Source organism: Staphylococcus taiwanensis, from assembly GCA_020544305.1.
Classification (GTDB): domain Bacteria; phylum Bacillota; class Bacilli; order Staphylococcales; family Staphylococcaceae; genus Staphylococcus; species Staphylococcus taiwanensis.
In genome coordinates, this window is sequence record CP058667.1 from 605,136 (window position 1) to 629,084 (window position 23,949).

Consider the following 23,949-nt stretch of genomic DNA (forward strand, 5'->3'; position numbering starts at 1 on the left):
AGAAGCATCTTTTCTTATGCTTTAAAATGATACACTAGTGATGAAGAACGATTGTGGGGGTATTCATTGTCAAAAAGGAGTGACGGATATGGAAACACGTCTTTATGAATTATTAGACTTATTAGTGAAGTATAATACGGAGAGCCCACCAGGAAGAAATACTGATCCTCTGCAAGATGAGATTCAACATTTATTAAAAGGATTCGGCTTTAGCATTCAACGTGAACAATTGTATAAAAATGATAGCGTGATTGTGGCGACATTAAAGGGGAGCGACCCGTCCGCACCAAAACTCATATTAAATGGCCATGTAGATGTGGCATCAGTCGATGATGATTCAAACTGGACCTACCCACCATTTGAGTTAACCCAAGTGGATGATTGGTTATATGGTCGTGGCGTGAGTGATATGAAAGGTGGCATGGCGGCCTTATTTTATGTTCTTGAAAAGTTACATCAAGAAGGACGCCAACCGAAAGGTGATATTATTGTGCAATCAGTTGTAGGTGAAGAAGTTGGAGAAGCTGGTACCAAACTAGCATGTGAAATTGGTCCTAAAGCTGATTTAGCACTTGTGTTAGATACCAGTGAGAATATGGCACTGGGTCAAGGTGGCGTAATTACAGGATGGATTACGATTAAAAGTAAGAACACCATTCATGACGGTGCACGTAGTCAGACCATACATGCAGGTGGTGGGTTATTTGGCGCGAGTGCCATTGAAAAAATGGCTAAGATTATTCGTGCATTAAATGAATTAGAACAACATTGGGCAGTGATGAAACATAGTCCTGGAATGCCACCAGGTGCAAATACGATAAACCCAGCTGTTATTGAAGGTGGACGCCATCCTGCATTTATTGCAGATGAATGTCGCTTATGGATTACAGTACATTATTTACCAAATGAAAGTTATGAAGACGTTGTCGCTGAAATAGAAGATTACTTGAATCGTGTGGCTGAAGCGGATATTTGGCTACGTGAGAACTCCTTACGCTTTGAATGGGGCGGCGAATCAATGATTGAAGACAAAGGCGAAATCTTCCCAAGCTTCACAATACCTACAGAACATCCTGGATTTAAACTATTACAGAATGCACATCGTGACGTACATGGTAGTGACATGCAACATGGTATGAGTACGACCGTTACAGATGGTGGTTGGACCGCACACTTTGATATCCCAACAATATTGTATGGTCCTGGTAGCTTAGAAGAAGCCCATAGCGTAGATGAGAAAATAGAAGCTCAAGAACTACAAACCTATAGCAACGTCTTATATCAATTCCTAAATCATTGGTATGACCATCCAGAAAAGTAATTTTAAAGATGATGATTGTTAAATAAAAATAATTATCTTATGAAATATAATATTTGGTAACAAAAGAGATATGCGATACCTAGGGGGGTTAAAATTATTGATGAACGTAAGTGCTAACGCACGTATGTAAGAATTTCTATAGAGGACTACAGGCACGAGCCTTTCCCGCAAGAAAGCGTTGCAACAAAATGAGGCATCGCTTTACTTCATGTGATATATATACACACAAAAAGGCAATGGTCTCGATGAAAGACCATTGCCTTTATTATATGAATTAAGAAGACATTACTTTTTTAATGATCGACGAATACGATTCATCCAATTCGCACGGCGTTTAGATACGACTGGCATACCTGAAGGTTGTGCTGAATTTCTCTTTAGTTCTTGGCCATACTTAATTGCCTCTTGCATTAAATAAACTTGTGAATTTAATGGTGACAAGTTGTTTTGAACATAGTGGTAATGACCGTGTTCATCTTGATAACGTCCTTTTTGGTTGTCAGATAATTGTAAGTTCATAAAGTCAACTAAACGTTTACCAATGTCTTTATCTTCAACAGGGAATAAGATTTCTACACGTTTAATCATATTACGAGTCATTACGTCTGCGGATGATAAGTAAATACGTTCATCACCATTATTATGGAAGTAATAAATACGAGAGTGTTCTAATAAACGTCCTACAATACTTACGACTTCAATATTCTCACTTATACCTGGAATACCAGGTTTCAAGCAACAAATACCACGAATAATTAATTGGATTTTCACACCGACTTGTGATGCTTCAAAAAGCTTTTCAATGATGGCTTTATCAGTAAGTGAGTTCATCTTCATCATAATCTTACCGTTACCATGTTGAAGATGACTACTGATTTCTTTATCGATACGGTCAATGAACACGTCGCGAATATCAAAAGGTGCCACAATAAGTTTATTGTATTCTGGTTTCACAGAATAACCGCTTAAGTAATTGAAGAAGTTAATCGCATCTTCTGCAATTTGTTTATTCGTAGTGATAATACCCATGTCTGTATATAATTTAGCCGTTTTATCGTTATAGTTACCTGTACCTAGGTGGACAAATGATGTAAGTTCGCCACCTATTCGCTTAACGACTAAGGCGATTTTACTGTGTGTTTTTAAATGCGTCATACCATAAATTACATGGCATCCTGCGTCTTCTAACATACGTGCCCAGTGGACATTATTTTCTTCATCGAAACGTGCTTTTAATTCCACAAGCACCGTTACTTGTTTACCTTTTTCAGCAGCTTCTTTCAAGCTGTTAATGATTGGTGAATCCTTACTTACACGATAAAGCGTTTGTTTAATCGCGATTGTATTAGGATCATCTGCCGCTTCACGAATAAAATCGACGATAGGTTCAAATGATTCGTAAGGGTGGTGGTAGAATATATCACGTTTCAATGCGAGCTCATACACATTATTATTGCCTAAAGAACGTGGGATTTGAGGTGAATATTTCTCGTAAGTTAAATAATTTAATTTATGAGACAAGTGATCCACTAAGCCGAAAATAAATGTTAAATCTAAAGGACCATTTAAGAAATACACATCTTGTTTGTCAACTTCTAGTGTTTCTATAAGCCAATCTAAATCATCCGGATTCGCTGTACGGCCATCTACTTCTAAACGTACTGCAGAACCACTCTTACGTTCTTTAAGGAAACGTTCAATTTCGATTAATAAATCTTCCGCGCCGTCTTCGTGTATGGTTAAATCAGCATTTCTTGTGATTCTGAATGTAAAAGTGTTTAAAACTTCATATCCAGTAAATAAATAATTGATGAAGTACGTAATGACGTCTTCAATCATTACGACATACTGTTTAGATCCTTCATTATACGTAAGGAATCTAGGAATAAGCGATGGGATTTGAACTATGGCGGAATTTATCGCGTCTTCCGTATCAATGTCAACGAAGATATTTAAACTTTTATTATTTAGTTTAGGGAATGGGTGATACGCATCAATACCTAATGGTGTTAGTGTTGGTAAGATGGTTAATTTAAAATCTCGTTCTAATTTTTCTAATAGAGACTGAGATAAATTATCAGGTTCACACATTACGATGTCGTAATCTTGGAGTTCAGTCATTAATTCGTTATAACGTTCGTATTGTTTATCAACATATGTTTTAGCTTTTTCTTGAATGGCGTCAACTTGTTCTTGTGGCGTCATTTGTGCTTTGTTTTCAGGTTTGTCATACCCCATTTTAACTTGGTCTTTTAAACCGGCAACACGCACCATGAAGAATTCATCTAAATTTGAGCTAAATATAGACACAAAATTTAATTTTTCTAGTAGCGGATTATTTTTATCATAGGCTTCTTGAAGTACGCGATAGTTGAAATCTAACCAACTTAGTTCGCGGTTGTTGTAATACTGTGGCAAGCTAATATCATTTTCTCCCAATTGAGTTTGCATTCCAAATACACCTCGTCATTTCCTCAAATATACTTCGTTTATTCAATTGAATAAGTAAAAGACATAACTATCTAACTTTAAGATATCATACTTATTTTAAGATTTTGTAAAGATGATGGAAACTTTCCCTTTAAGTATCTTTTCGATATGTTTTTTTTGTCTAACAGCCTGATATTCTTCAGCGATGGGTTCTCCTCCTGCATAAAATACAGTTAATTCATAATCTTCATCGCCTTTTTTCTTTTTCTTCAATTTGACATCTTTTACGAAGTCAGTATGTGAAATATTTAAGGCATTGATGAATTTAATGATGCCCCCAAGCATTTGAATCATATCCATTTCTTTATCGCTAAACCACTCTATTTCTTTGCAGTAGAATTTGAGCAATGATTTATTTTTAAAGCTAGCGAGTAGTGCTAATTTAACGCGATCTTTGTGCGTATAACCATTAATCATTGAATTGGCAATAATGTAGAACGTATGTGGTGAGCTAGAATCTGAATCGATAAAGCTACCTAAATAGTAAATGTACGCGCCTTCTTCAAATAGACGTTGGTCGTTATCGCTAATTTCTAAATCTGTATTGTCGATAAGTTGTGATAATAAAGATTTAGCTAATTTTAGACGTGCTTGAGAACTAACATCTTCAATTTTGTATTCACGGGCTAAGAAATGTATAGCTTCCTTACGGATATTATTTTCATCATAGACCTCAGGATTACGTTCGCGTACTTGTTTAATAATGTAGCCTTCACGTAACCCATTTCTTGAAAATGTAAATTGTTTGGCGTCTACTTTTTTATATAAAGCTTTAAAAACAGAAACAGATGGTAGGATAATGTCGACACGGTCACGACTTAAGCCATCAAGATTGGTTAAATCATCACGAGAACTCTTACGAATAATGTCGAAGACCTCATCGATATCTTTATTCGTCATCGTATAATTGTGGACGCCACCGATAGGATACGCATGTTCAGCTTGATGTATACGTGCTACGTTACGTGCAGATCCACCCACGCCAACAAGTGCGACTTCTTGATTTTTAAGCCAATCTAATGAATCAAATTGTTGTGATAGGAATTTCTCCATATCTTTAATCGCACTTTTATCATTATGATCTTTACCTTCGAAGAATTTACGTTTTAACGTTACAACACCGAATGGAAAACTATGAGATTCGAATAACTCTTTATCTTTAAATAAAGTGACTTCGGTAGAACCACCACCAATATCGACAGATACACCGTTCTCGATTTCAGTCGTATGTGTGATCGCATAGTAACCATAATAGGCTTCATCTTCTTCTGGAACAATTTCGATATCAATGCCTACATCTTTTTTAACTTCTTTAACGATTTCGTCATTATTTTTAGACTGACGAATTGCGGCAGTCGCAATCGGATGTAATTCAGTCACATTGAATTTGTCTGCAACTGATTTAAAGCTATGTAGCGCATCGATTAGAACTTTAATACCTTCTTTACTCATTTTATTTTCTTTAGTGAGATATTGGCTGAGTCGGGCAGGTGTTTTAATGTTGAGCAGTTCATTAATACCTGTCGCTTTATCAAATTTGAAAATAACTAACCTGATGGTATTTGATCCAATATCTATTAAACCTATGCGTTCTTCCATCGTGTCCTCCTAAATGACTAGAATATATGTTGATTTAAATACTTATCTATACTTATATTTTACCGTAATATTGCGTATTGAAAAAGGGAATAAGAGGCGAAATCTTAGTTTATATATATGAAAAAACTCAAGTAAAAATTCAATTTTAATAAAATGAATTTTCACTTGAGTGTATGAATGTCATGATCGTTATTTAGGTATTTTGACAGGGCCACCTGGTCCCATTGGAATGCCAATTAAGTACCAAATAATAACAAATATTGTCCAAGCGATACTCAATGCTATCGTATATGGCATCAGGCTTGAAAGTAGTGAGCCAAGTTTCATATTTTTATCATACTTTTGCGCATAAGAAAGCAATAATGGCATGTAAGGCATCATCGGTGTAATTGGATTCGTAACCGAGTCACCTACACGATAAATCATTTGTGTGAAAGCAGGATGGAAACCGACTAGAATCATCATCGGTACAAAGATGGGTGCGAGAATACCCCATTTAGCTGAAGCACTTCCGATTAACATATTAATTAAACTACTTAACACAATAATACCGATAATCAAAACAATACCATTTTGATGTTGTAATAGCTTCGCACCATAGACGGCTACGATAATTCCTAAATTACTCCATTGTAAAAACGCAAGTAATTGTGCTGCAAAGAAAACAATTAAAATAAATGAGCCCATTGAACCTAATGACTCTGAAATCATAGTACCTAAATCTTTTGTACTTTTAATTTGTTTACTCATGACACCGTAAATAACGCCAGGAATTAAGAAAAGTACTAGGATAACAAGACCAACGCCATTGATTAATGGTGAGTCATCGATTAAGCTACCTGTCTTTGCATTACGAAGCCAACTTGATTCCGGAATACAACAGATAATGAGCGCGATAATTAAGACGATAAATGAGATGTTTGCCCATAAAAGTGCTTTCTTCTCTACAGGTGTTACTTTAGATGATGTTTCTTCGCTTTCGTCTATCGTAGATTGACTTTCGTCGTATTTTCCTAAATGTGGAATAACAATTTTCGTTGTTACAAAGTAAATGACTGGTAGCACTAGGAATACACTGGCTGCGATAAAGTACCAGTTCATTGCAACATTGATTTTTATGTGGTCTGAAACAATTTTTGTTGCAGGTTCTGTAAAGGCATAAACCAGGGCATCTTGCATACCAATTAATAGGTTTGCACCAAATCCTCCAACGGCTGCTGCATATGCCATTGTTAAACCTGCGATAGGGTGATAACCAATTTTAATAAATAACATTGCAGCAAGTGGTGGTAAGATGACGGTTGCTGCATCACCTGCTAAACTACCTAGAATTCCAATTAAGATTATCGTAGGTAAGATCAGTTTATTTGAAGCCTTATTTACAACAGAAATCATTAATTTGTCAAAGTAACCTGTCTTTTCAGCAGCCCCAACACCAATCATCACGGCTAATACTAAACCGAGTGCTGGGAATTCTGAGAAATTTTTAATTGCATCATTCATAATCATCGCAATGCCGTTTGTACTAATAATACTTTTGGCATGAATGATTTTTCCGCTCCCGGGATGTTTAACTGAAATATTAAATAAAGACACGATCCATGTGATAACAGCTAAACCGACACACATGAGAAAGAATAAAACTGCTGGATCTGGTAATTTATTACCAATTTTTTCAACGCCATTTAAAAACTTAGTCAGTAAAGATGGTTTATCTTTTGTATTTGTGGTCATAAAAATGGCCCCCTTTGTGAGATAACGTAAAGTATAACAAACTAATTTTTAAAATATAGCAATATTCAGAAATTTATATATAAGATTTATTTATTACAAGTATAAGAATAATTAAATTAAGCGTTCATTCAAAAGAATATTAAAAATTTGTTTGATTAAGCGCTATCATTTTCAGAATAGGGTTTGAGCGCATTTGAAAAGTGGAACATAAGAACTGTATACAAAATCTAAGTTTCTTAAATAGATTGGAAATTGGGAGTGAATATATCTATGAAACGATTAGAAAATAAAATTGCAGTTATTACAGGTGCAAGCACAGGCATTGGTCAAGCATCCGCTAAGGCTTTAGCCAACGAAGGTGCGCATGTACTTGCTTTAGACATTTCAGATGAATTAGAAAAAACAGTTGAAGCGATTAATAACAGTGGAGGTAAAGCAACTGCCTATAAAGTGGATATCTCAGATGATCAACAAGTTCAAGACTTTGCAGAAAAAGCTAAAGCGGAATATGGGCATATTGATGTTATCTTTAATAATGCTGGTGTTGATAATGGCGCAGGACGTATTCATGAATATCCTGTGGAAGTGTTCGACAAAATCATGGCCGTGGATATGAGAGGGACTTTCTTAGTAACCAAATTCTTGCTACCACTCATGATGGATCAAGGTGGTTCAATTATTAATACGGCATCTTTCTCAGGACAAGCTGCTGACTTATATCGTTCTGGTTACAACGCAGCTAAAGGTGCGGTCATTAACTTTACGAAATCGATCGCCATTGAATATGGTCGTGAAAATATCCGTGCTAACGCGATTGCACCAGGTACCATTGAAACACCATTAGTTGATAATTTAGCGGGTACGTCTGAAGATGAAGCGGGTAAAACATTCCGTGATAATCAAAAATGGGTAACACCATTAGGTCGATTAGGCAAGCCTGAAGAGGTAGGTAAACTTGTCGCATTCCTAGCGTCAGATGATAGTTCATTTATTACTGGTGAAACTGTGCGAATTGACGGCGGTGTCATGGCATACACTTGGCCAGGCGAAATGTTAAGTGATGATAGTTGGAAACATTCAGTAGAGTAAAAGTGACACGTGATATTTAGCAAACGTAAAGACAATTAAATTTAATATACGATAATAAAAACCCCGGTCTAATACCATAGACTGGGGTTTATTGACGTCAAATGACGTTAATCTTTGTTGGATTAAGCATATTACACGCGAGTGTAATAATGCGTAATTTTCATGATATATCTCTAATTATCAACTTCATCATATTTTAATGAGTAAGTTACCATTTGATTCTATTATAAGCATCATCGTTAAGTGAACGGACAATTTCAGTTACAAGACGAACTGAATTTTCATAATCATCTGTATGGAGAACTGACACATTTGAATGCATATAACGTAAAGCAACGCCAATAGAAATGGTAGGGATACCTTCATTAGCTACATGGATACTACCAGCATCTGTACCGCCGCCAGCAGTTGTATCCCATTGCACAGTAATGTAATGTCTTTTCGCCACTTCTTTAATATGTTGACGTAAACCTTGATGCGCTACATTAGAGGCATCCATTAAAATCACAACAGGGCCGTTACCTAAAGTTGTGTCGCTACCAAGGTTGTTCATACCTGGTGTGTCATATGCGACAGCTACGTCTACCGCGATTGCGAGGTCAGGTTTGATTTTATTTGCGGCTACTTTAGCACCACGTAGTCCAACCTCCTCTTGAACTGTTGCACCTGCATATAAATCTACACCGATATGTTCATCTTTAAGTCTTTTTAATACATCGACAGCAAGTGCACAACCATAACGATTGTCAAACGCTTTGGCAGTTAAATATTTGCCATTCGCAAGTTGTTCAAATTCACTATATGGCGTAATCATATTGCCGACTTCGATACCATGATTTTCAGCATCTTCTTTACTTCTCACACCGATATCAATGAACATATCTTTAATTTGAACAGGCTTTTTGCGTTCTTCTGGATCTAGTACATGTGGTGGTTTAGAACCAATAATACCGCGAATTTCAGTACCATCGTCAGTTGTAATTGTTACTTTTTGCGATAACATGACTTGATTCCACCAACCGCCAATAGGTTGGAATTTGATGAAACCATTGTTGTCGATTTTGGTAACGATAAAGCCAATTTCATCTAAATGACCAGCTACCATTAGTGATTTAGAGCCATTCTCACTGGCTTTTTTACCAAAGATACCGCCTAAGCCGTCTTCAACAATCTCATCACTCACTGGTGCTAGATATTCACGCATCTTTTCTTTAACGTTTTTTTCGTAACCTGCTATGCCATTTACGTCCGTTAACGATTTAAGTAATTCAATTGATTCTTTCATATGCATACGCTCCCTAACGTCAATATTTACCCATATTGTAGCATGGTTTAATTTAATTTTCTGAAAAAAGTGTTTGTCAGTCGAGATATACGGCTATGTTATATATAATTAGATGTAGTTAGTGCTATTATTTAATATGAAAATTACATATATGGAAGTAGATGAGTATTATGAAAAAGTTCTTAACATTAATGACTATCTTGGTGCTAAGCGTAGGGTTACTAGGTGCGTGTAGCAAAGAGCGTTCTAAAACATATGAAGGCGATATGGACGGTAAACATGTCCTAACAACACTAACTTATAAAAAAGATCGTGTGTTAAAACAGTCGACTGTAGCCACATTAAAATATAATGATTTGGGCATGTCTAAAAAAGAGGCGAAAGCATCATTTAAAGACGATCGTGGCATGAAACATTTAAAAGGTGTTTCATATGACTTAGATAGTAAGCATGGAAAAATCGTAGAAACGATTGATATTAATTATAAAAAAGCTAATATCAAAAAAGTTGAAAAATACTTCTCATCCATTTCAACTTCAGATGATGATAAAAAAGTGAACATGGATGGCACAGTAAATGAGTTGAAAAAACTAGGATTTAAACAAAAAAGTAACATGACAGATGACGAATAATTAATTTGAAAACCAGTAGTGCCAATTTTAAATCGCACTACTGGTTTTTTAGTTTAAATCGTGTTTAAAGCGTAATCTAAATCATTAATAATATCTTCGACATTTTCTGTACCAATAGATAATCGAACCATTTCAGGAAGTACACCTGATTTACGTTGATCTTCTGCCGTCAATTGTTGATGTGTTGTGCTAGCAGGATGGATGACTAATGATTTAGAATCACCTACATTAGCCAATAAAGAGAATAATTGTAATTCATCTACAAAGTGCGCGATATCGTCAACTGAACCATCGACGCCAAATGTCAGAATCGCACCTTGTCCTTTAGGAAGATACTTTTTAGCTAAGCCATGATATTTATTGTTTTCAAGGCCAGGGTAATTAACCCATGTCACTTTAGGATGTTTTTCTAAGAATTGAGCAACTTTTAAAGCATTGTCAGAATGACGTTCCATACGTAAATGAAGCGTTTCAAGTCCAATTAAGAATTCATGGACATTATATGGCGATACTGCAGAACCTAAATCACGTAACAGTTGAACGCGTGCTTTCGTTATGTATGCCGCTTCACCAACATCTCTTGTATAAGAGATACCATGATAACTTGGGTCTGGCTCTACCAAACCTGGGAACTTGCCATTATCCCAATTGAATTGTCCACTATCTACGATGATTCCTCCGATAGATGTACCATGCCCACCGATAAATTTAGTTGCAGAATGAATAACAATATCTGCACCATGTTCGAATGGACGACATAAATAAGGGGAAGCAAAGGTATTATCAATCACTAATGGTAAACCATTGTCGTGAGCGATTTGAGCAACCGCTTCAATATCTAATACATCAATGGCAGGGTTACCAATTGTTTCGGCATAAATGGCTCTTGTCTTATCATTAATTGCTTCTTTAAAATGATTTGGATTACTTGGATCGACAAAGTGAACTTTGATGCCGAGCTTTTCAAAAGTAACGTGTAATAAATTATAAGAACCACCATAAAGATTAGAAGAGGCGACGATTTCAGAACCTGATTCAACTATATTAAGAAGGGCAAGTGTAATTGCGGCTTGACCTGATGATGTTGCTAGCGCACCAACACCACCTTCTAATTGAGTGATACGTTCTTCGAAGACATTCTGAGTAGGGTTCATAATTCGCGTATAAATATTACCAGGTTTGGCAAGTGAGAATAAATCTTGCGCGTGCTGAGTATCATCGAAGACATAACTTGATGTTTGATAAATAGGCACTGCACGAGATTTAGAGAAGTCATCGATAACTTGACCAGCATGAATCGTTTGCGTCTCGAATTTCCAGTTTTCTCGGTTGTTTGACATAAATATAACCTCCAGTTGATAGAATATTCTGATAATTATTTAGCAATATTATACATTAATTTAGGATTAAATCAAACTGAATTACTAGGAATTACAACAAATAAAAAAGTGGGACTGAAATCTCATTCAAATTCATAGATTTCAGTATCCCACATTTGTAATAGCGCTAACTAATTAATTTTAATTTATAATTGACGATATCCTCGATTGACCCATCTATACGTTTAATAACAATATGATCACTAGTGATGTCGTTTGGACTATTAACACCGACAGCCGCTGCTATATTAAATAAGCCTTCATGTAAGCTAGTGATATAGTTTGTAACGCGATATTGTTTTTCATCTACAATTAATGCTTTTTCTTTTTTAGGGTCGGTCGTTGCTACGCCAACTGGGCACGTATTTAAGTGACACTGTTGACTCATAATACAACCCACACTAATCATCATACCACGCGCAATATTAACTAGGTCTGCACCTAAGCCTAATGCGATGGCAACTTTATCAGGCGTGATTAACTTACCAGAAGCAAAGATTTTCACTTTATCACGCACTTTGTACTGTTCTAAGACGCCAGAAACGATAGGTAGGGCTGTGAATAATGGCAAGCCAACGCCATCTTGTAATTCTTGGAAAGTAGCCCCTGTACCACCTTCGCCACCATCAACCGTAATAAAGTTTGGATAGATATCCAAGCGAATCATAGTTTGTACAAGATCTTCAATTTCTTCAACTTTACTTACTACAATTTTAAAGCCGACTGGTTTTTGACCTAGCGTGCGAATTTTATCTACGAATTTTAATAAGTCTTCTGAAGAATTGATAAACTCGAAGCGGTTAGGTGAGTTTACTGTTTTATAAGGTTCGATATTACGAATCTTCGCAATTTCTTCCGTTACTTTATTGCCTTCCATATGACCGCCACGTGTTTTAGCACCTTGCGCTAATTTAATTTCAAATGCTTTTACTTCTTTATGATTTGCCGTGTTCATAAATTCATCATCACTGAAGTTACCTTCCTTGTCACGTACCCCAAACAGACCTGGACCGATTTGGAAGATAATATCACCGCCACCTTTAAGATGATATTCTGATAAACCACCTTCACCAGTATTCATCCATGTGCCAGCACGTGCTAAACCTTGAGATAATGCCGTAATGGCACGACCGCCTAACGCACCGTAACTCATACCAGATTGACCTACTAGGCGCTTAATCTTAAATGGATGTTTGAGTTCAGCACCAAGCACAACTGCATTATCATCTGTTAAATAGTATGGATCGATTTCTGTTTCATCTCGGTGTTCGTCACGTTTGAATAGACGTTCATTGTCTACCTTATAAACAAATGTAGAAATCATGGCTTGATTATCAATTTCTAACTCATTACGTTGAAGTGGAAACATTGTATTTCGAAGATAGAAACCTTCTTTATACTCGCGTTGTGTACCAAAGCTAGACATGCGTGAGTTATATTTGCCCGCTAAGACGATATTGGTATATTGATTTCTCGAGAATGGTTTCCCCTCTGTGTCATTTGCAAATAAGTATTGTCGTAATTCTGGACCTATCTTTTCAGAAAAGTAACGTACGCGTCCTAAAACTGGGAAGTTACGTAAGACACTATGTTGTGTTTGACCTCTATCTTTAAATAGGAGTCGCAAAGCTAAACCAAGTAAGCCCAATATGACAATGAAAATCATAATATTTACAATAAATTGCATAATCGTAAGTATCGTAGTCATTGCTATTATTCCCCCTTTATTTCTTTACAATATAAATCATACACGAATGTGTGCGTTTTACAATTTAAATTATGTATTATTTGTTGATTTTTTATAAAAGCAATTTTGGTAAAATAAATAAAGTGTTATGACAGAGATAATTTAAAATGATAAAGTACAAGATACATACATTGACGAGGTGACATATGGAGAAAGAGAAACAACCTGTCAAACGGGTCGATGAGCCTAAAAATCAATGGGGAAGTAATGAAATCGTCAAAAAAGATTTCTTATTGATTCCTATATACATATGCTTTCAGATATTAACACCAATTATAATCGTATTTGGTGTATTAGGTGTGACGGCAATGATTACGCAGGATCCGCCACCATTATACTTTTACAATTTAACATTGAGTATTAGCTTCGTGATTGCACAATTTGTGACGATTGTAGCATTCTTTGCATTGCATAAACTGTATATCGCGGATGTCGCACGCAGACAATTTGCTCAAGTGAAGATCCGTCATTTACCTATGATTATAGCCGTTAGTACGAGTGCACTCATACTTTTTTATGGTGTGAATTTACTGGCTAAAGTTTTACCAGCGCCTTTAGCTTACAATCAAACACAAGCGCAAATTCGATTAGATGGTCTCTTCAATCATCCTAGTGCAATTATTTTCACATTTATTACTATGGTCATTTTAAGACCCTTAATTGAAGAGTTGATATATCGACATCTATTTATACATGAACTCGGTAAAAAGTTTAATATCGTCTTTATGATCATACTAAGTGTCGTTGTCGAAGTAGGCTTTCACGTATATGATTTAATTTCTATCTTGGAAATAGTGCCATATGCGCTGTTATCCATAGGCGCCATCATTGTTTATATACGCAGTGGGAAGAACTTAGCAGCATCTTATCTTTATCATAGCTCTGTACAATTGGTAATATTTATTATTACAATGATGGAGAGGTTCTTTTAATATTTGAAAATGTTTCGTGTAGACATTTTCAAAGATAGGAAGAAAAGGAGAAAAATATGACTTCGGAATACAAAGATTCGCAAGAAACAGCACAGCAACCGAAATTAAGAAATGAATTTGCATCTAAACGAATGGTCAAAAGGGATTTCTGGTTAATACCAGGCTATATAGGATTTAATATTGTAGTACCTTTAGTCTTGTCGATTATGGCGATGTTCATCTTTGTCGCTTTGACAGGACAAGCAAAGGGTAATTCTTTTATGAAACATATGATGAGTATTAACCAAATCTTTGCATTGATTGGACAGTGTCTCGTCTTACTATTGTTCTATTTATTACATCGTAAAACAATCATACCGATTGCGATTCAACGATTCAAAGATTTAAAAAAACATATTGTATTAATTGTAGTGGTATTAATTGCTATGTATCTTTTACAAATGTTGTATGGCTATTTAATTGAATTCTTACCAGAGAAATATCAATTTGATGATACGGAGAATAATAAACAAATTGAGCAATTATTTAAAACTACATGGCTTTGGCCAATACTATTCTTAGATATTGTAGTCATAACTCCAATTGTTGAAGAATTAATCTTCAGACATCTCATTGTTCATGAACTCGGAAAGAAACTAACCTATGGTGCCATGTACGTCGCTTCGATTATTATCTTTTCAAGCTTACATGTAACAGGTGCAACGTCACCATTTGAAATTGGTCCGTATCTCATAATGGCAACAGGATTTATCATAGCTTATCATTATAGTGGTCGTAATTTAGCGACAACGATTACCATGCATATGATTAATAACTGTATTTCTTATATTAGTATTATCACGTCATTTATTTGGTCATGAATAAATTAGGGTAGAAGTAAGCATGTGGCGTTCAAGCAATAACTCAACTTGAATGCGCATGTCTTACTTCTTTTTTATTATGACAAACAAGAATATAATATAATTAAGAATTAAATGTTAATCATTTTAAATATAAAATAAAAGGAATAAGTGAGTTTAAATTGTAAGGAGGGAAGCAATGATATGTTGCTAGAAGTGAAAAATCTAACTTATAGAGCGGATAGACGTACCATTTTAAAGCATATTAATTTCAAGTTAGATGAAGGTGAATCGGTTGCAGTTGTAGGACCATCAGGAAGCGGTAAAAGTACGTTTTTAAAACAAATCAATAATTTAATTAGTCCTACAGATGGTGAGTTATATTTCAAAGGTAAGTCTTTTAATGATTATAAACCAGAGGAATTGCGTTCAAAAATCAGTTATTTAATGCAACAAAGTGAATTATTTGGAGAAACGATTGGTGACAATATGTCATTTCCAGCAATAGCACATGGTGATAAATTTGATAAGAAAAAAGCAAAAGCACTATTGAAAAAAGTCAATTTAAGTCATTATGATTTAGATTCTAAAATTGAACATTTATCGGGTGGGGAACGTCAAAGAATCACAATTGCCCGACAGTTAATGTATCGACCAGATATTCTGTTATTAGATGAATCAACGAGTGCATTAGATACCAAAAATAAAGAAACGATTGAACGCATCATTTTCGATATGGTTAAAGAGGGTGTTGCCATTTTATGGATTACGCATAGTGATGATCAAAGTATGCGACATTTTCAAAAGAGAATAACCATCGTGGATGGTGAAATTACAAAAGAGGAGGACCTGAATCAAAATGAGTAATACAGCCCTCTGTTTAACAGCGTTATTATTATTAATCCCAATCTTCATTTCTTATAAAGAAGGATTACATATTATTAAAGATCTTGTCGTTGCATCTGTTCGCGCCGTTGTGCAATTAATTATTTTAGGCTTCGTACTGCATTATATTTTCAAGATTAATGAAGCTTGGATTCTGATGTTAGCGGTATTAATTATTATTATAAACGCATCTTGGAATACGATTAATCGAGCGTCACCTGTGATGCATCATGTCTTCTGGATTTCATTCACAGCAATCTTTATTGGGACGGCTTTACCTTTGGCGGCCACAGTATTAGCGGGTGCGATTGATTTCAAAGCGAACGAAGTCATTCCTATTGGAGGTATGTTAGCTAATAATGGATTAATTGCGATTAACTTAGCTTATCAGAATTTAGATCGAGCCTTTGTTAAAGATATTTCAGATATCGAATCTAAATTGACCTTAGCCGCTACACCTAAACTTGCGTCTAAAGATGCCATTAGAGAAAGTATACGATTAGCCATCGTACCGACAATTGATTCTGTGAAAACATATGGTTTAGTTTCTATACCAGGTATGATGACAGGTCTGATTATCGGTGGCGTACCACCACTACAAGCAATTAAATTCCAATTGCTCGTTGTATTCATTCATACAACGGCTACAATTATGTCAGCCTTAATCGCAACGTACTTGAGTTATAACCAATTCTTTAATGTACGTCATCAACTTGTAGCACGTAATAGTGCACTTAACACACCTGATGATGAAGAATAGACTAAATGAAAAAAAGTTCTCATTTGGAAATCCAAGTGAGAACTTATTTTTTAATATGTTATTTAAGATTCATCAATCAATATAATGTGGAAGTGAACGCCACTTTTAGAAGGTAATAAAGCAATGGAACCATTATGGAAGTTAACCGCGTCTTGAATAATCGATAAGCCGATGCCGTGTTTATCTTTATTCTCTTTAGATGTATAGGATTGCTTAAATAATTCATCGATATGGTCATGTGGAATACCACGACCATCATCAATATAATCAATGACCAATTTATTTTGTATATTAGAAAAAGTAATTTCAATGTTTGGATTAATTTCGTTATGTTCAATGCTGTTGTTAATCAAATTAATAAGTAAACGCTCAAAGTATAATTTATTACCGTAAAACGTTGCATCTTCTAATATATTGAAATGCAGAGAAATCGAATGATAACCGATGATCTGAGTGATGCGACAAGCAGTCGATTGCACTGGAAATCGTTCCTTATCTTGCTTCATTTGGTTTGTTTCCATATCGAATGTTTGATTCAAACTATCAATTAAGTCATTCATAAATGTTGCCTTCTCTGTAATCAATTGCACATAATGTTGAGATTGTTCATCGGTATGAATTAATTTGGAATAACCATAAATCGTTGTTAATGGTGATTTTAAATCATGAGAAATTTGGCTAATCCATTTTGATTTATAATAATTAATTTGATTATTATAGAATTTATCATTCAACATTTGTTGGTTTAACTGATAGAGCGACTTGTCTAATTCAGGATATGTTTTACGATTCTTACGTCGTTTACGTGTAGACGTCGGTTGATGTAATTTACCTAATGAGAGATTACTAATCCAGTCAATGTAGTAAGACAATGGCTTAGTTAATCGTCTAGAAATTAAGAATGCAGTGATAGAAACTATGAATGTATTAACAATTAAGAATGCTATCAAAATGATAAGGTATTTTTGATGGTCATTCTTAAATCCTTCGCCAAAGTCATCACCCCATGCTATCGTTCTTGTACTTGGATTCTTGATAAAATGAAGTTGATCATTTTCTATTAAATAATTATAGTGATTAAAGTCTAATGTAGATATGCTATCCAGTAATTTTGAAGTGCGAATTTCATTACTATTTTTAATGGTAGGAGAATGGTTTTTATTTTTGTAAAAATAGACTAAATAGGTATCGTCTCTTGATATCACAGCGTTTGCATTATTAAGGTTTTTTAGAATCATTGGCTTTATATTTGAATTTTTCTTAGATTTAGGATAGATGATTTCTCCATTTTTTTGTACAAAATATAAATCAACATTACTTTTTTTAGCTAAAGTTTGTAGTTCATCATTTGGTTCTTTAGTTATGTCATATGTATCTAAATAACTAGGTTCAATTTCATTAATACTCCAATAAATATTAGGTAGTATATTAATTAATAAGAAAATAATAAATGCAAATGTGATGATAAAGTTTAGAAGTACAAATAGTGTCATATATTTAAGGAATTTTAAGGTAAATTTATTCATCGTTATCTTCCTTAAACATGTAGCCTCTACTACGAACTGTTCTGATGTATTCAGGATTGTTAGGATTTTCCTCGATTTTTTTGCGTAGTGTTCTAATATGGACCATTAAAGTATTGTCGTCTACTCCAGTATCATAGCCCCAAACTTTAGAATACAGTTGATCTTTAGTCAGTACTTGGTTTTTATTTTTAATAAGGTAACTTAATAAGTTGAACTCACGGTTCGTCAAATTTACCAACGTGTCATGGCTATAAACTTCCATACTATTGAAATTAACTTTTAAATGATTATAAGTATAAATGTCGCTTGATTGTTTATTTAAATGAAGTGACACTCTGTAATATAATTCCATCGGATCAAATGGCTTTTTAATATAATCGACAGCTCCATTTTCAAACCCTTTATACACATCGATATTTGTAGTCTTAGCTGTAACAACGATGACCGAAGTTTCGTTTAAATCGATGTATTTAATCAGTTGATAGCCATCTTCAGATTTTAAATTTAAGTCTAGAAGTATAACCTGATAGTTAGACTGAAGTAATTCATGTTTCGCATCATGAATATTATCTACTGATTTAACATGTGCAATGCCTTTCGTAGTTAAAGATAACTTCATTAATTCATTAATATCTTTGTCATCTTCTACAATTAGAACATCTTCGTTCATTGTTACCACCTCATTACTTATCTTATAAGACTTTTTGATTTTTAACTATTATAGTTTTTATTATTTAAGGAAAAATTAAGATTGAGATAAGAATGATTTAATTCATAGCGTTTAAGATAAAAGTAAATGAAGATATAAAGGGGCATTGAAAATGAAGTTTGTATCAAACATCATTGGTTGCGTAATTATTGTACTTGTTTTATATAATATATTGAGATTTTTATTAAGTATTACAGAATCATATTTTAATTTGAGTTTAGGTATCGACTTTTTACTATATAATAATTATATGGTCTACGGTGCGATGGGCTTATTAGTAGTCTTAGCTTTTATTCAAGAAATCATTGATCATCGTTATCATAATAATGAACATTTATATTAAAACGTTTAGGCAGAAAATTATAATTGAATATTATATAATAGAACAGTTACGAATCTTGAAACAGTGCGTAGCTGTTTTTTTAATGAAAAAAATAGAAAGGAGTAAGAATAATGTCAATTATGCGTGTGGCAACATTTATTATCAGCGTATTTATTGTTGGAATGGTTGAAATGATGGTTGCCGGTATTATGAACTTAATGAGTGATGACCTAGGTGTCTCAGAACCAATTATTGGACAACTTGTTACACTTTACGCATTAACCTTTGCCATTTGTGGACCAATATTAGTTAAACTCACTAATCGTTATCCAGCACGTTCGGTCTTGCTGTGGACGTTAGTCACGTTTGTGGTTGGAAACGCCATTATTGCAATAGCACCTAATTTCACTGTATTAGTGATTGGACGTATTCTTTCATCAGCGGCAGCGTCTTTAATTATCGTTAAAGTTTTAGCATTAACAGCAATGTTAACTGCCCCTAAGAACAGAGGTAAGATGATTGGTGTGGTTTATACCGGGTTTAGTGGGGCAAATGTCTTTGGTGTGCCTATTGGTACTATGATTGGGGATTGGATAGGTTGGCGCTTTACGTTTGTTTTTATTATAGTAATTAGTCTTATTGCCGGCTTATTAATGATTAAATATCTCCCAACTACTACGGAACTTAATCACGCGAATTTAAAGTATAATCAAGTTGCTGAAGATAATAGCGTTACCTCACATATCATGCGCCCTGCAGAAATTGTGAAATATCTGGCAATTACATTACTTATTTTAATTGCCAATTCTGTAACTTTCGTCTATATTAATCCACTTATTTTGGAAAATGGGCATAGCATGGGCTATGTGTCATTAGCATTATTAGTCAATGGTGTAGCGGGCGTTGTGGGTACATCAATGGGTGGTGTACTGGCAGATAAATTAACCAGTAAACGTTGGTTAATCATCGCATTTTCAGTATTTATTATCATGATGTTAATGATAAACTTAATCCTATCTACGACAGTACTATTACTCGTAGGTCTATTCATTTGGAATATCGTACAGTGGAGTACAAACCCAGCAATTCAAAGTGGGATTATCGAACATGTAGAAGGTGACACGAGCCAAGTGATGAGTTGGAATATGTCATGTCTTAATGCTGGTATAGGTTTCGGTGGTATTATCGGCGGTCTTGTAGTTTCAAATCTGTCTGTCGAAGCGGTCACGTTGGTTAGTGCCTTTATCGGCTTATTAGGACTGATTATTGTATTAACACTTAAGAATATTCATTACGCTAAAAATTAAACGTTAAAAAGCTCAGAACTGATACTTTCTAATTGAAAGAATCAGTTCTGAGCTTTTATTTATATATGTGAGGATGTTTGTTGATTTTTGAGTAGGGCGACCATGGCATTGAACTCGTTTTCGCAAAATATACTAAGTCACTTATCATTTGTTTACTTAATCGCATTTCTGAAGTGACATCTTCAACATCGTGAGCGTTTAGAATTTTCATTTTCCCAAACCAAAAGATGAGATCTAAAATATGATAAGCACTAGCGAAATGAGGATGACCAGGTAGAGACCAATCGAAACGTAATAACCATTGATTAGAATTGTGTTCTAAACGATTGAGGAATGACATCATCGGAGCTATAAAATAATAATCTGTCACAATATCGGCTTGTTGACGGCCAGTTTGTACGTCCGCTTCAACAACACCAATATGATTGAGCTTCATGACTTCTACAAAACGTTTAGCATTTAATTTACGTGCTTCATTACGAATATAACAATCGCCTTCATCTTTCGTATAACCGATAACTAAGGGTTTCCCAAAGTGTGAAAGCGGGCGGTTCATCACTTCATCTTTTACAGGTGAATAAATGAGTTCTAATCCTTTAGAAGGTCCCCGAGATTGTTCGTCCAATGCCATTAATTTAAGCATGTCTTTAGACGATAAATCTTTAAGTGTTGTATGTGGATAATGATGATTCATTAATGCTGCAAAATGATGTGCTTTCAAATGGCTAGCATGAGGTGTATCAAGATTTAACATACCACTCAATAATACTACTTTATGATAGTAAGCATCTAAATTAGGTTGTTGCATCAGTGCTTGAATACTCATACTTCCCGCTGATTGTCCCATTAAAGTGATATTCGTTGGGTCTCCACCAAAGTATTCAATATAGTAATGAACCCATTTTAAAACATTGATTTGGTCGGATAAGCCATTATTATAATCAAACTGCGCATTAAAAGCTGACCAATCTAAAAATCCCAGCGCACCGAGACGATAATTAAAAGTGATGACGATAACATCATGTTCTTGAACAATAGGTTCAGGCGTATATAATTCAGCTGAACCATGTCCATTTACGAAACCACCACCGTAAAAATAAATGATAACAGGTTTTTTATTGTTGTTATGATTTTGACGCCATATGTTTAAATACAAACAATCTTCATTTTGTGTAAAATCGCTGTGCTTTGATGAAAAGAATGTTTCTAATTTATTGTCTGGTTGAGGAGGTATCGCTTTAAAAGTTGACGCTTCAATTTCTTGATATTCAATGTTTAGTAATTGCGAATGTTTGAAACGTCGTGTGCCAATAGGAGGATAGGCATAAGGTATGCCTTTAAAGCTTTCAATTCCATCATGTACTTTGCCATATATTGTGCTTTTGCCTATTTGTACCTTTACCATCTTAACGTCACTTCCTCAATCTTGTATCACTTTAACTATATCATGACATATGCGAGATAAAGTATGTATAGCATAGAAAAATCCCTTCAAAGTCAATTTAGATCACTTTGAAGGGATTCATTTAGCTTCTTCTAATTTGAATCGATTTATTTGTTTTCATGTTGTTTAGCTTCTTTTTCATGTTGTTTAGCTTCTTTTTCATCAGCCTCGTGTTGTTCTGATTCTATGAGGTCTTCTTTCATTTGCTTGTTAATTTTCTTAGCACGTTTATAATAAATGCTCTTGAAGTGACTTGTGATACCAACTCTATAGAATATTAAAGCTAGAATCGCAATAACAAGGAAATCATAAGGATAGTGAATTAAGTTAATACCTTTAAATTCTTTACTACCAATAAATGACATAATGGCTAAAAGAATTAGGTAAACAATAATCCACATACTACCACCGATTTGTTTTTTAGTGTTTTTCCAATTCATTTTATATTCATAGAAGAAATAAATTGGTAATCCTAAAATAATGATTAAAATAACTTCGGCAGTTGTTGGCCACATTGCCCAATAAATCGCTAGTGAAGCTAGGACGAATGAAAGTGGCGCCATCACTTTAAGCATTGTTCCACGGAACGGACGGTGTAGTTTAGGTCCCATTTCACGTAAAGACATTACTGTTGTTGGACCAGTTAAATAAGCGACTAATGTTGCTGTAGAAATAACTGCAGCAAGTACACCCCAATCACGGAATAACGTTACCATAATCATACTTACAATTGCGTTAAAGACAATGGCAACACGTGGAATATTGTATGTTGTATTAATTTTCCCTAAGAATTTAGGAATATGTCCATTTTGTTCCATCGCATTTAAGACACGACCAGTAATTGCTACGAATGATACACCTGTACCGAAAGGTGATACTACGGCTTCGATGTAAAGTAAGATAGCTAACCAGTTGATGCCAAGTAAAATAGCCATGTCAGCAAATGGAGAGTTAAAGTTAATACCATGCCAACCGTGTTCGTGAATCATTGATTGTGGCATTGATGTAATAAATGTACTTTGTAAAATAATGTACAGAATCGCACTTAATGTTAATGAAATACCGATACCACGGGCAATATTCTTTTCAGGATTTTTAATTTCAGAACCCATATTAATGATGGTTTGGAATGCATTAAATGAGAAAATAATACCTGAAGTTGTTGTTGCCGCAAAGATAGGGGCACTACCATATGGCATAAATTCACCAATTGATGAACCATAGTTGCCAGTATCGAAACCAGAAATCATTAACATAATGATTGTTAATAATGGTACACCTAATTTGAATATAGATATTAAACTAGTGAATGATGTTAATAATTTAACTGACCAATAGTTTAATAAAGAAAAAATGATAATAATGACATATACGGCGAATAAACCTATTGTACTAATAGAACCGTTATGCATTAATGCTGATGTTGGTTTTGCCCAATCCCATGGCCAAGAACTAATATATTGAACGGCAGATACTGCCTCAATAGGGATAATGGTTACAAGTGATACCCAGTTTGACCAAGCTGCAATAAACCCAAGTAATGAACCATGTGAATATTGCGCATAGTTACTCATACCACCTGATTGTGGAAACATTGTTCCAATTTCTATATAGTTATATGAAATCGTACCTATGACTATAAACCCAATAATCCAAGATATAATAGCTGCTGGTCCAGCTGCAGAAGAAGCTTCCCATGCACCAAAGAGCCAACCTGAACCTATCAAGCTACCTAAACCGAGTAAGACAAGTTGGACTAAATTGATCTTACTATTATCGTTATTATTTTGTCCCATAAATACTCCTTTATGTTGTTTTTATTTTCATCAAAAACGATACGTTATAATTATACGCTTATCATTTCATTAGTCAATTTATGATTTTGATATTTAGCAAAATATTGTGTTAATTATAGTTAATACAATCGTTTCATATTATAATAGCGTTAT

19 protein-coding genes are annotated in these 23,949 nt (G+C 34.6%); 9 read left to right on the forward strand and 10 right to left on the reverse strand.

Annotated elements, in window-relative coordinates:
- Positions 1-88 precede the first annotated feature (88 nt).
- Entirely contained in the window at positions 89-1,321 is a 1,233-nt protein-coding gene (locus HYI43_02730; GenBank protein ID UDI77515.1) for an acetylornithine deacetylase, read from the forward strand.
- 285 nt (positions 1,322-1,606) lie between these two features.
- Here HYI43_02730 and HYI43_02735 read toward each other — a convergent pair whose 3' ends face one another.
- The 3 genes from HYI43_02735 to HYI43_02745 all read right to left on the reverse strand — a co-directional run bounded on the left by HYI43_02735 (position 1,607) and on the right by HYI43_02745 (position 7,144).
- Complete coding sequence (locus tag HYI43_02735; GenBank protein UDI77516.1) at positions 1,607-3,772, reverse strand: RNA degradosome polyphosphate kinase; 2,166 nt, start codon at positions 3,770-3,772, stop codon at positions 1,607-1,609.
- Between the two features lie 96 nt (positions 3,773-3,868).
- Positions 3,869-5,410 carry an exopolyphosphatase gene (gene ppx / locus HYI43_02740; protein UDI77517.1) on the reverse strand — a complete coding sequence of 514 codons (1,542 nt, stop codon included), beginning with the start codon at positions 5,408-5,410 and terminating at the stop codon, positions 3,869-3,871.
- Positions 5,411-5,599: 189 nt separating this feature from the next.
- Complete coding sequence (locus tag HYI43_02745) at positions 5,600-7,144, reverse strand: AbgT family transporter (GenBank protein ID UDI77518.1); 1,545 nt, start codon at positions 7,142-7,144, stop codon at positions 5,600-5,602.
- Positions 7,145-7,414: 270 nt separating this feature from the next.
- On the opposite strand from HYI43_02745, the gene HYI43_02750 reads away from it, so the two are divergent.
- Positions 7,415-8,233, forward strand: a complete 819-nt coding sequence (locus HYI43_02750) for an SDR family oxidoreductase (GenBank protein UDI77519.1) — start codon at positions 7,415-7,417, stop codon at positions 8,231-8,233.
- A 208-nt stretch (positions 8,234-8,441) separates the two neighbouring features.
- On the opposite strand, the gene HYI43_02755 is transcribed toward HYI43_02750, so the two are convergent.
- Positions 8,442-9,518, reverse strand: coding sequence for a M42 family metallopeptidase (locus HYI43_02755; protein UDI77520.1), 1,077 nt, complete (start codon positions 9,516-9,518; stop codon positions 8,442-8,444).
- 170 nt (positions 9,519-9,688) lie between these two features.
- Here HYI43_02755 and HYI43_02760 point away from each other — a divergent pair, with 170 nt between their 5' ends.
- Positions 9,689-10,150, forward strand: coding sequence for a DUF1307 domain-containing protein (locus tag HYI43_02760; protein ID UDI77521.1), 462 nt, complete (start codon positions 9,689-9,691; stop codon positions 10,148-10,150).
- A 53-nt stretch (positions 10,151-10,203) separates the two neighbouring features.
- Here the strand turns inward: HYI43_02760 and HYI43_02765 are convergent, their stop codons facing one another.
- Both HYI43_02765 and HYI43_02770 read right to left on the reverse strand, forming a co-directional pair.
- Positions 10,204-11,490, reverse strand: coding sequence for an O-acetylhomoserine aminocarboxypropyltransferase/cysteine synthase (locus HYI43_02765; protein UDI77522.1), 1,287 nt, complete (start codon positions 11,488-11,490; stop codon positions 10,204-10,206).
- A 166-nt stretch (positions 11,491-11,656) separates the two neighbouring features.
- Complete coding sequence (locus HYI43_02770; GenBank protein UDI77523.1) at positions 11,657-13,237, reverse strand: FMN-binding glutamate synthase family protein; 1,581 nt, start codon at positions 13,235-13,237, stop codon at positions 11,657-11,659.
- Positions 13,238-13,422: 185 nt separating this feature from the next.
- Between HYI43_02770 and HYI43_02775 the strand changes: the two genes are divergently transcribed.
- The 4 genes from HYI43_02775 to fetB all read left to right on the forward strand — a co-directional run bounded on the left by HYI43_02775 (position 13,423) and on the right by fetB (position 16,692).
- Complete coding sequence (locus HYI43_02775) at positions 13,423-14,208, forward strand: CPBP family intramembrane metalloprotease (GenBank protein ID UDI77524.1); 786 nt, start codon at positions 13,423-13,425, stop codon at positions 14,206-14,208.
- A 56-nt stretch (positions 14,209-14,264) separates the two neighbouring features.
- The gene (locus tag HYI43_02780) at positions 14,265-15,068 is read left to right on the forward strand and encodes a CPBP family intramembrane metalloprotease (protein ID UDI77525.1); all 804 of its coding nucleotides are present in this window, start codon (positions 14,265-14,267) and stop codon (positions 15,066-15,068) included.
- 183 nt (positions 15,069-15,251) lie between these two features.
- Entirely contained in the window at positions 15,252-15,914 is a 663-nt protein-coding gene (locus HYI43_02785; protein ID UDI77526.1) for an ATP-binding cassette domain-containing protein, read from the forward strand.
- Positions 15,907-16,692 carry an iron export ABC transporter permease subunit FetB gene (gene fetB / locus HYI43_02790; protein ID UDI77527.1) on the forward strand — a complete coding sequence of 262 codons (786 nt, stop codon included), beginning with the start codon at positions 15,907-15,909 and terminating at the stop codon, positions 16,690-16,692. The genes HYI43_02785 and fetB overlap by 8 nt, the downstream gene beginning before the upstream one ends.
- A 62-nt stretch (positions 16,693-16,754) precedes the next feature.
- Here fetB and HYI43_02795 read toward each other — a convergent pair whose 3' ends face one another.
- Both HYI43_02795 and HYI43_02800 read right to left on the reverse strand, forming a co-directional pair.
- A complete protein-coding gene (locus tag HYI43_02795) occupies positions 16,755-18,218 on the reverse strand; it encodes a HAMP domain-containing histidine kinase (protein UDI77528.1) in 1,464 nt (487 codons plus the stop codon).
- Entirely contained in the window at positions 18,211-18,888 is a 678-nt protein-coding gene (locus HYI43_02800) for a response regulator transcription factor (GenBank protein ID UDI77529.1), read from the reverse strand. Before HYI43_02800 ends, HYI43_02795 begins: the two co-directional genes overlap by 8 nt.
- A 151-nt stretch (positions 18,889-19,039) precedes the next feature.
- Here HYI43_02800 and HYI43_02805 point away from each other — a divergent pair, with 151 nt between their 5' ends.
- The gene (locus HYI43_02805; protein ID UDI77530.1) at positions 19,040-19,270 is read left to right on the forward strand and encodes a hypothetical protein; all 231 of its coding nucleotides are present in this window, start codon (positions 19,040-19,042) and stop codon (positions 19,268-19,270) included.
- Between the two features lie 110 nt (positions 19,271-19,380).
- Entirely contained in the window at positions 19,381-20,556 is a 1,176-nt protein-coding gene (locus HYI43_02810; GenBank protein UDI77531.1) for an MFS transporter, read from the forward strand.
- A 55-nt stretch (positions 20,557-20,611) separates the two neighbouring features.
- Here the strand turns inward: HYI43_02810 and HYI43_02815 are convergent, their stop codons facing one another.
- Together HYI43_02815 and HYI43_02820 are read right to left on the reverse strand one after the other, a co-directional pair.
- Positions 20,612-21,961, reverse strand: coding sequence for a carboxylesterase/lipase family protein (locus tag HYI43_02815; protein UDI77532.1), 1,350 nt, complete (start codon positions 21,959-21,961; stop codon positions 20,612-20,614).
- 146 nt (positions 21,962-22,107) lie between these two features.
- Positions 22,108-23,796, reverse strand: a complete 1,689-nt coding sequence (locus HYI43_02820; GenBank protein UDI77533.1) for an APC family permease — start codon at positions 23,794-23,796, stop codon at positions 22,108-22,110.
- Between the last annotated feature and the right edge of the window lie 153 nt (positions 23,797-23,949).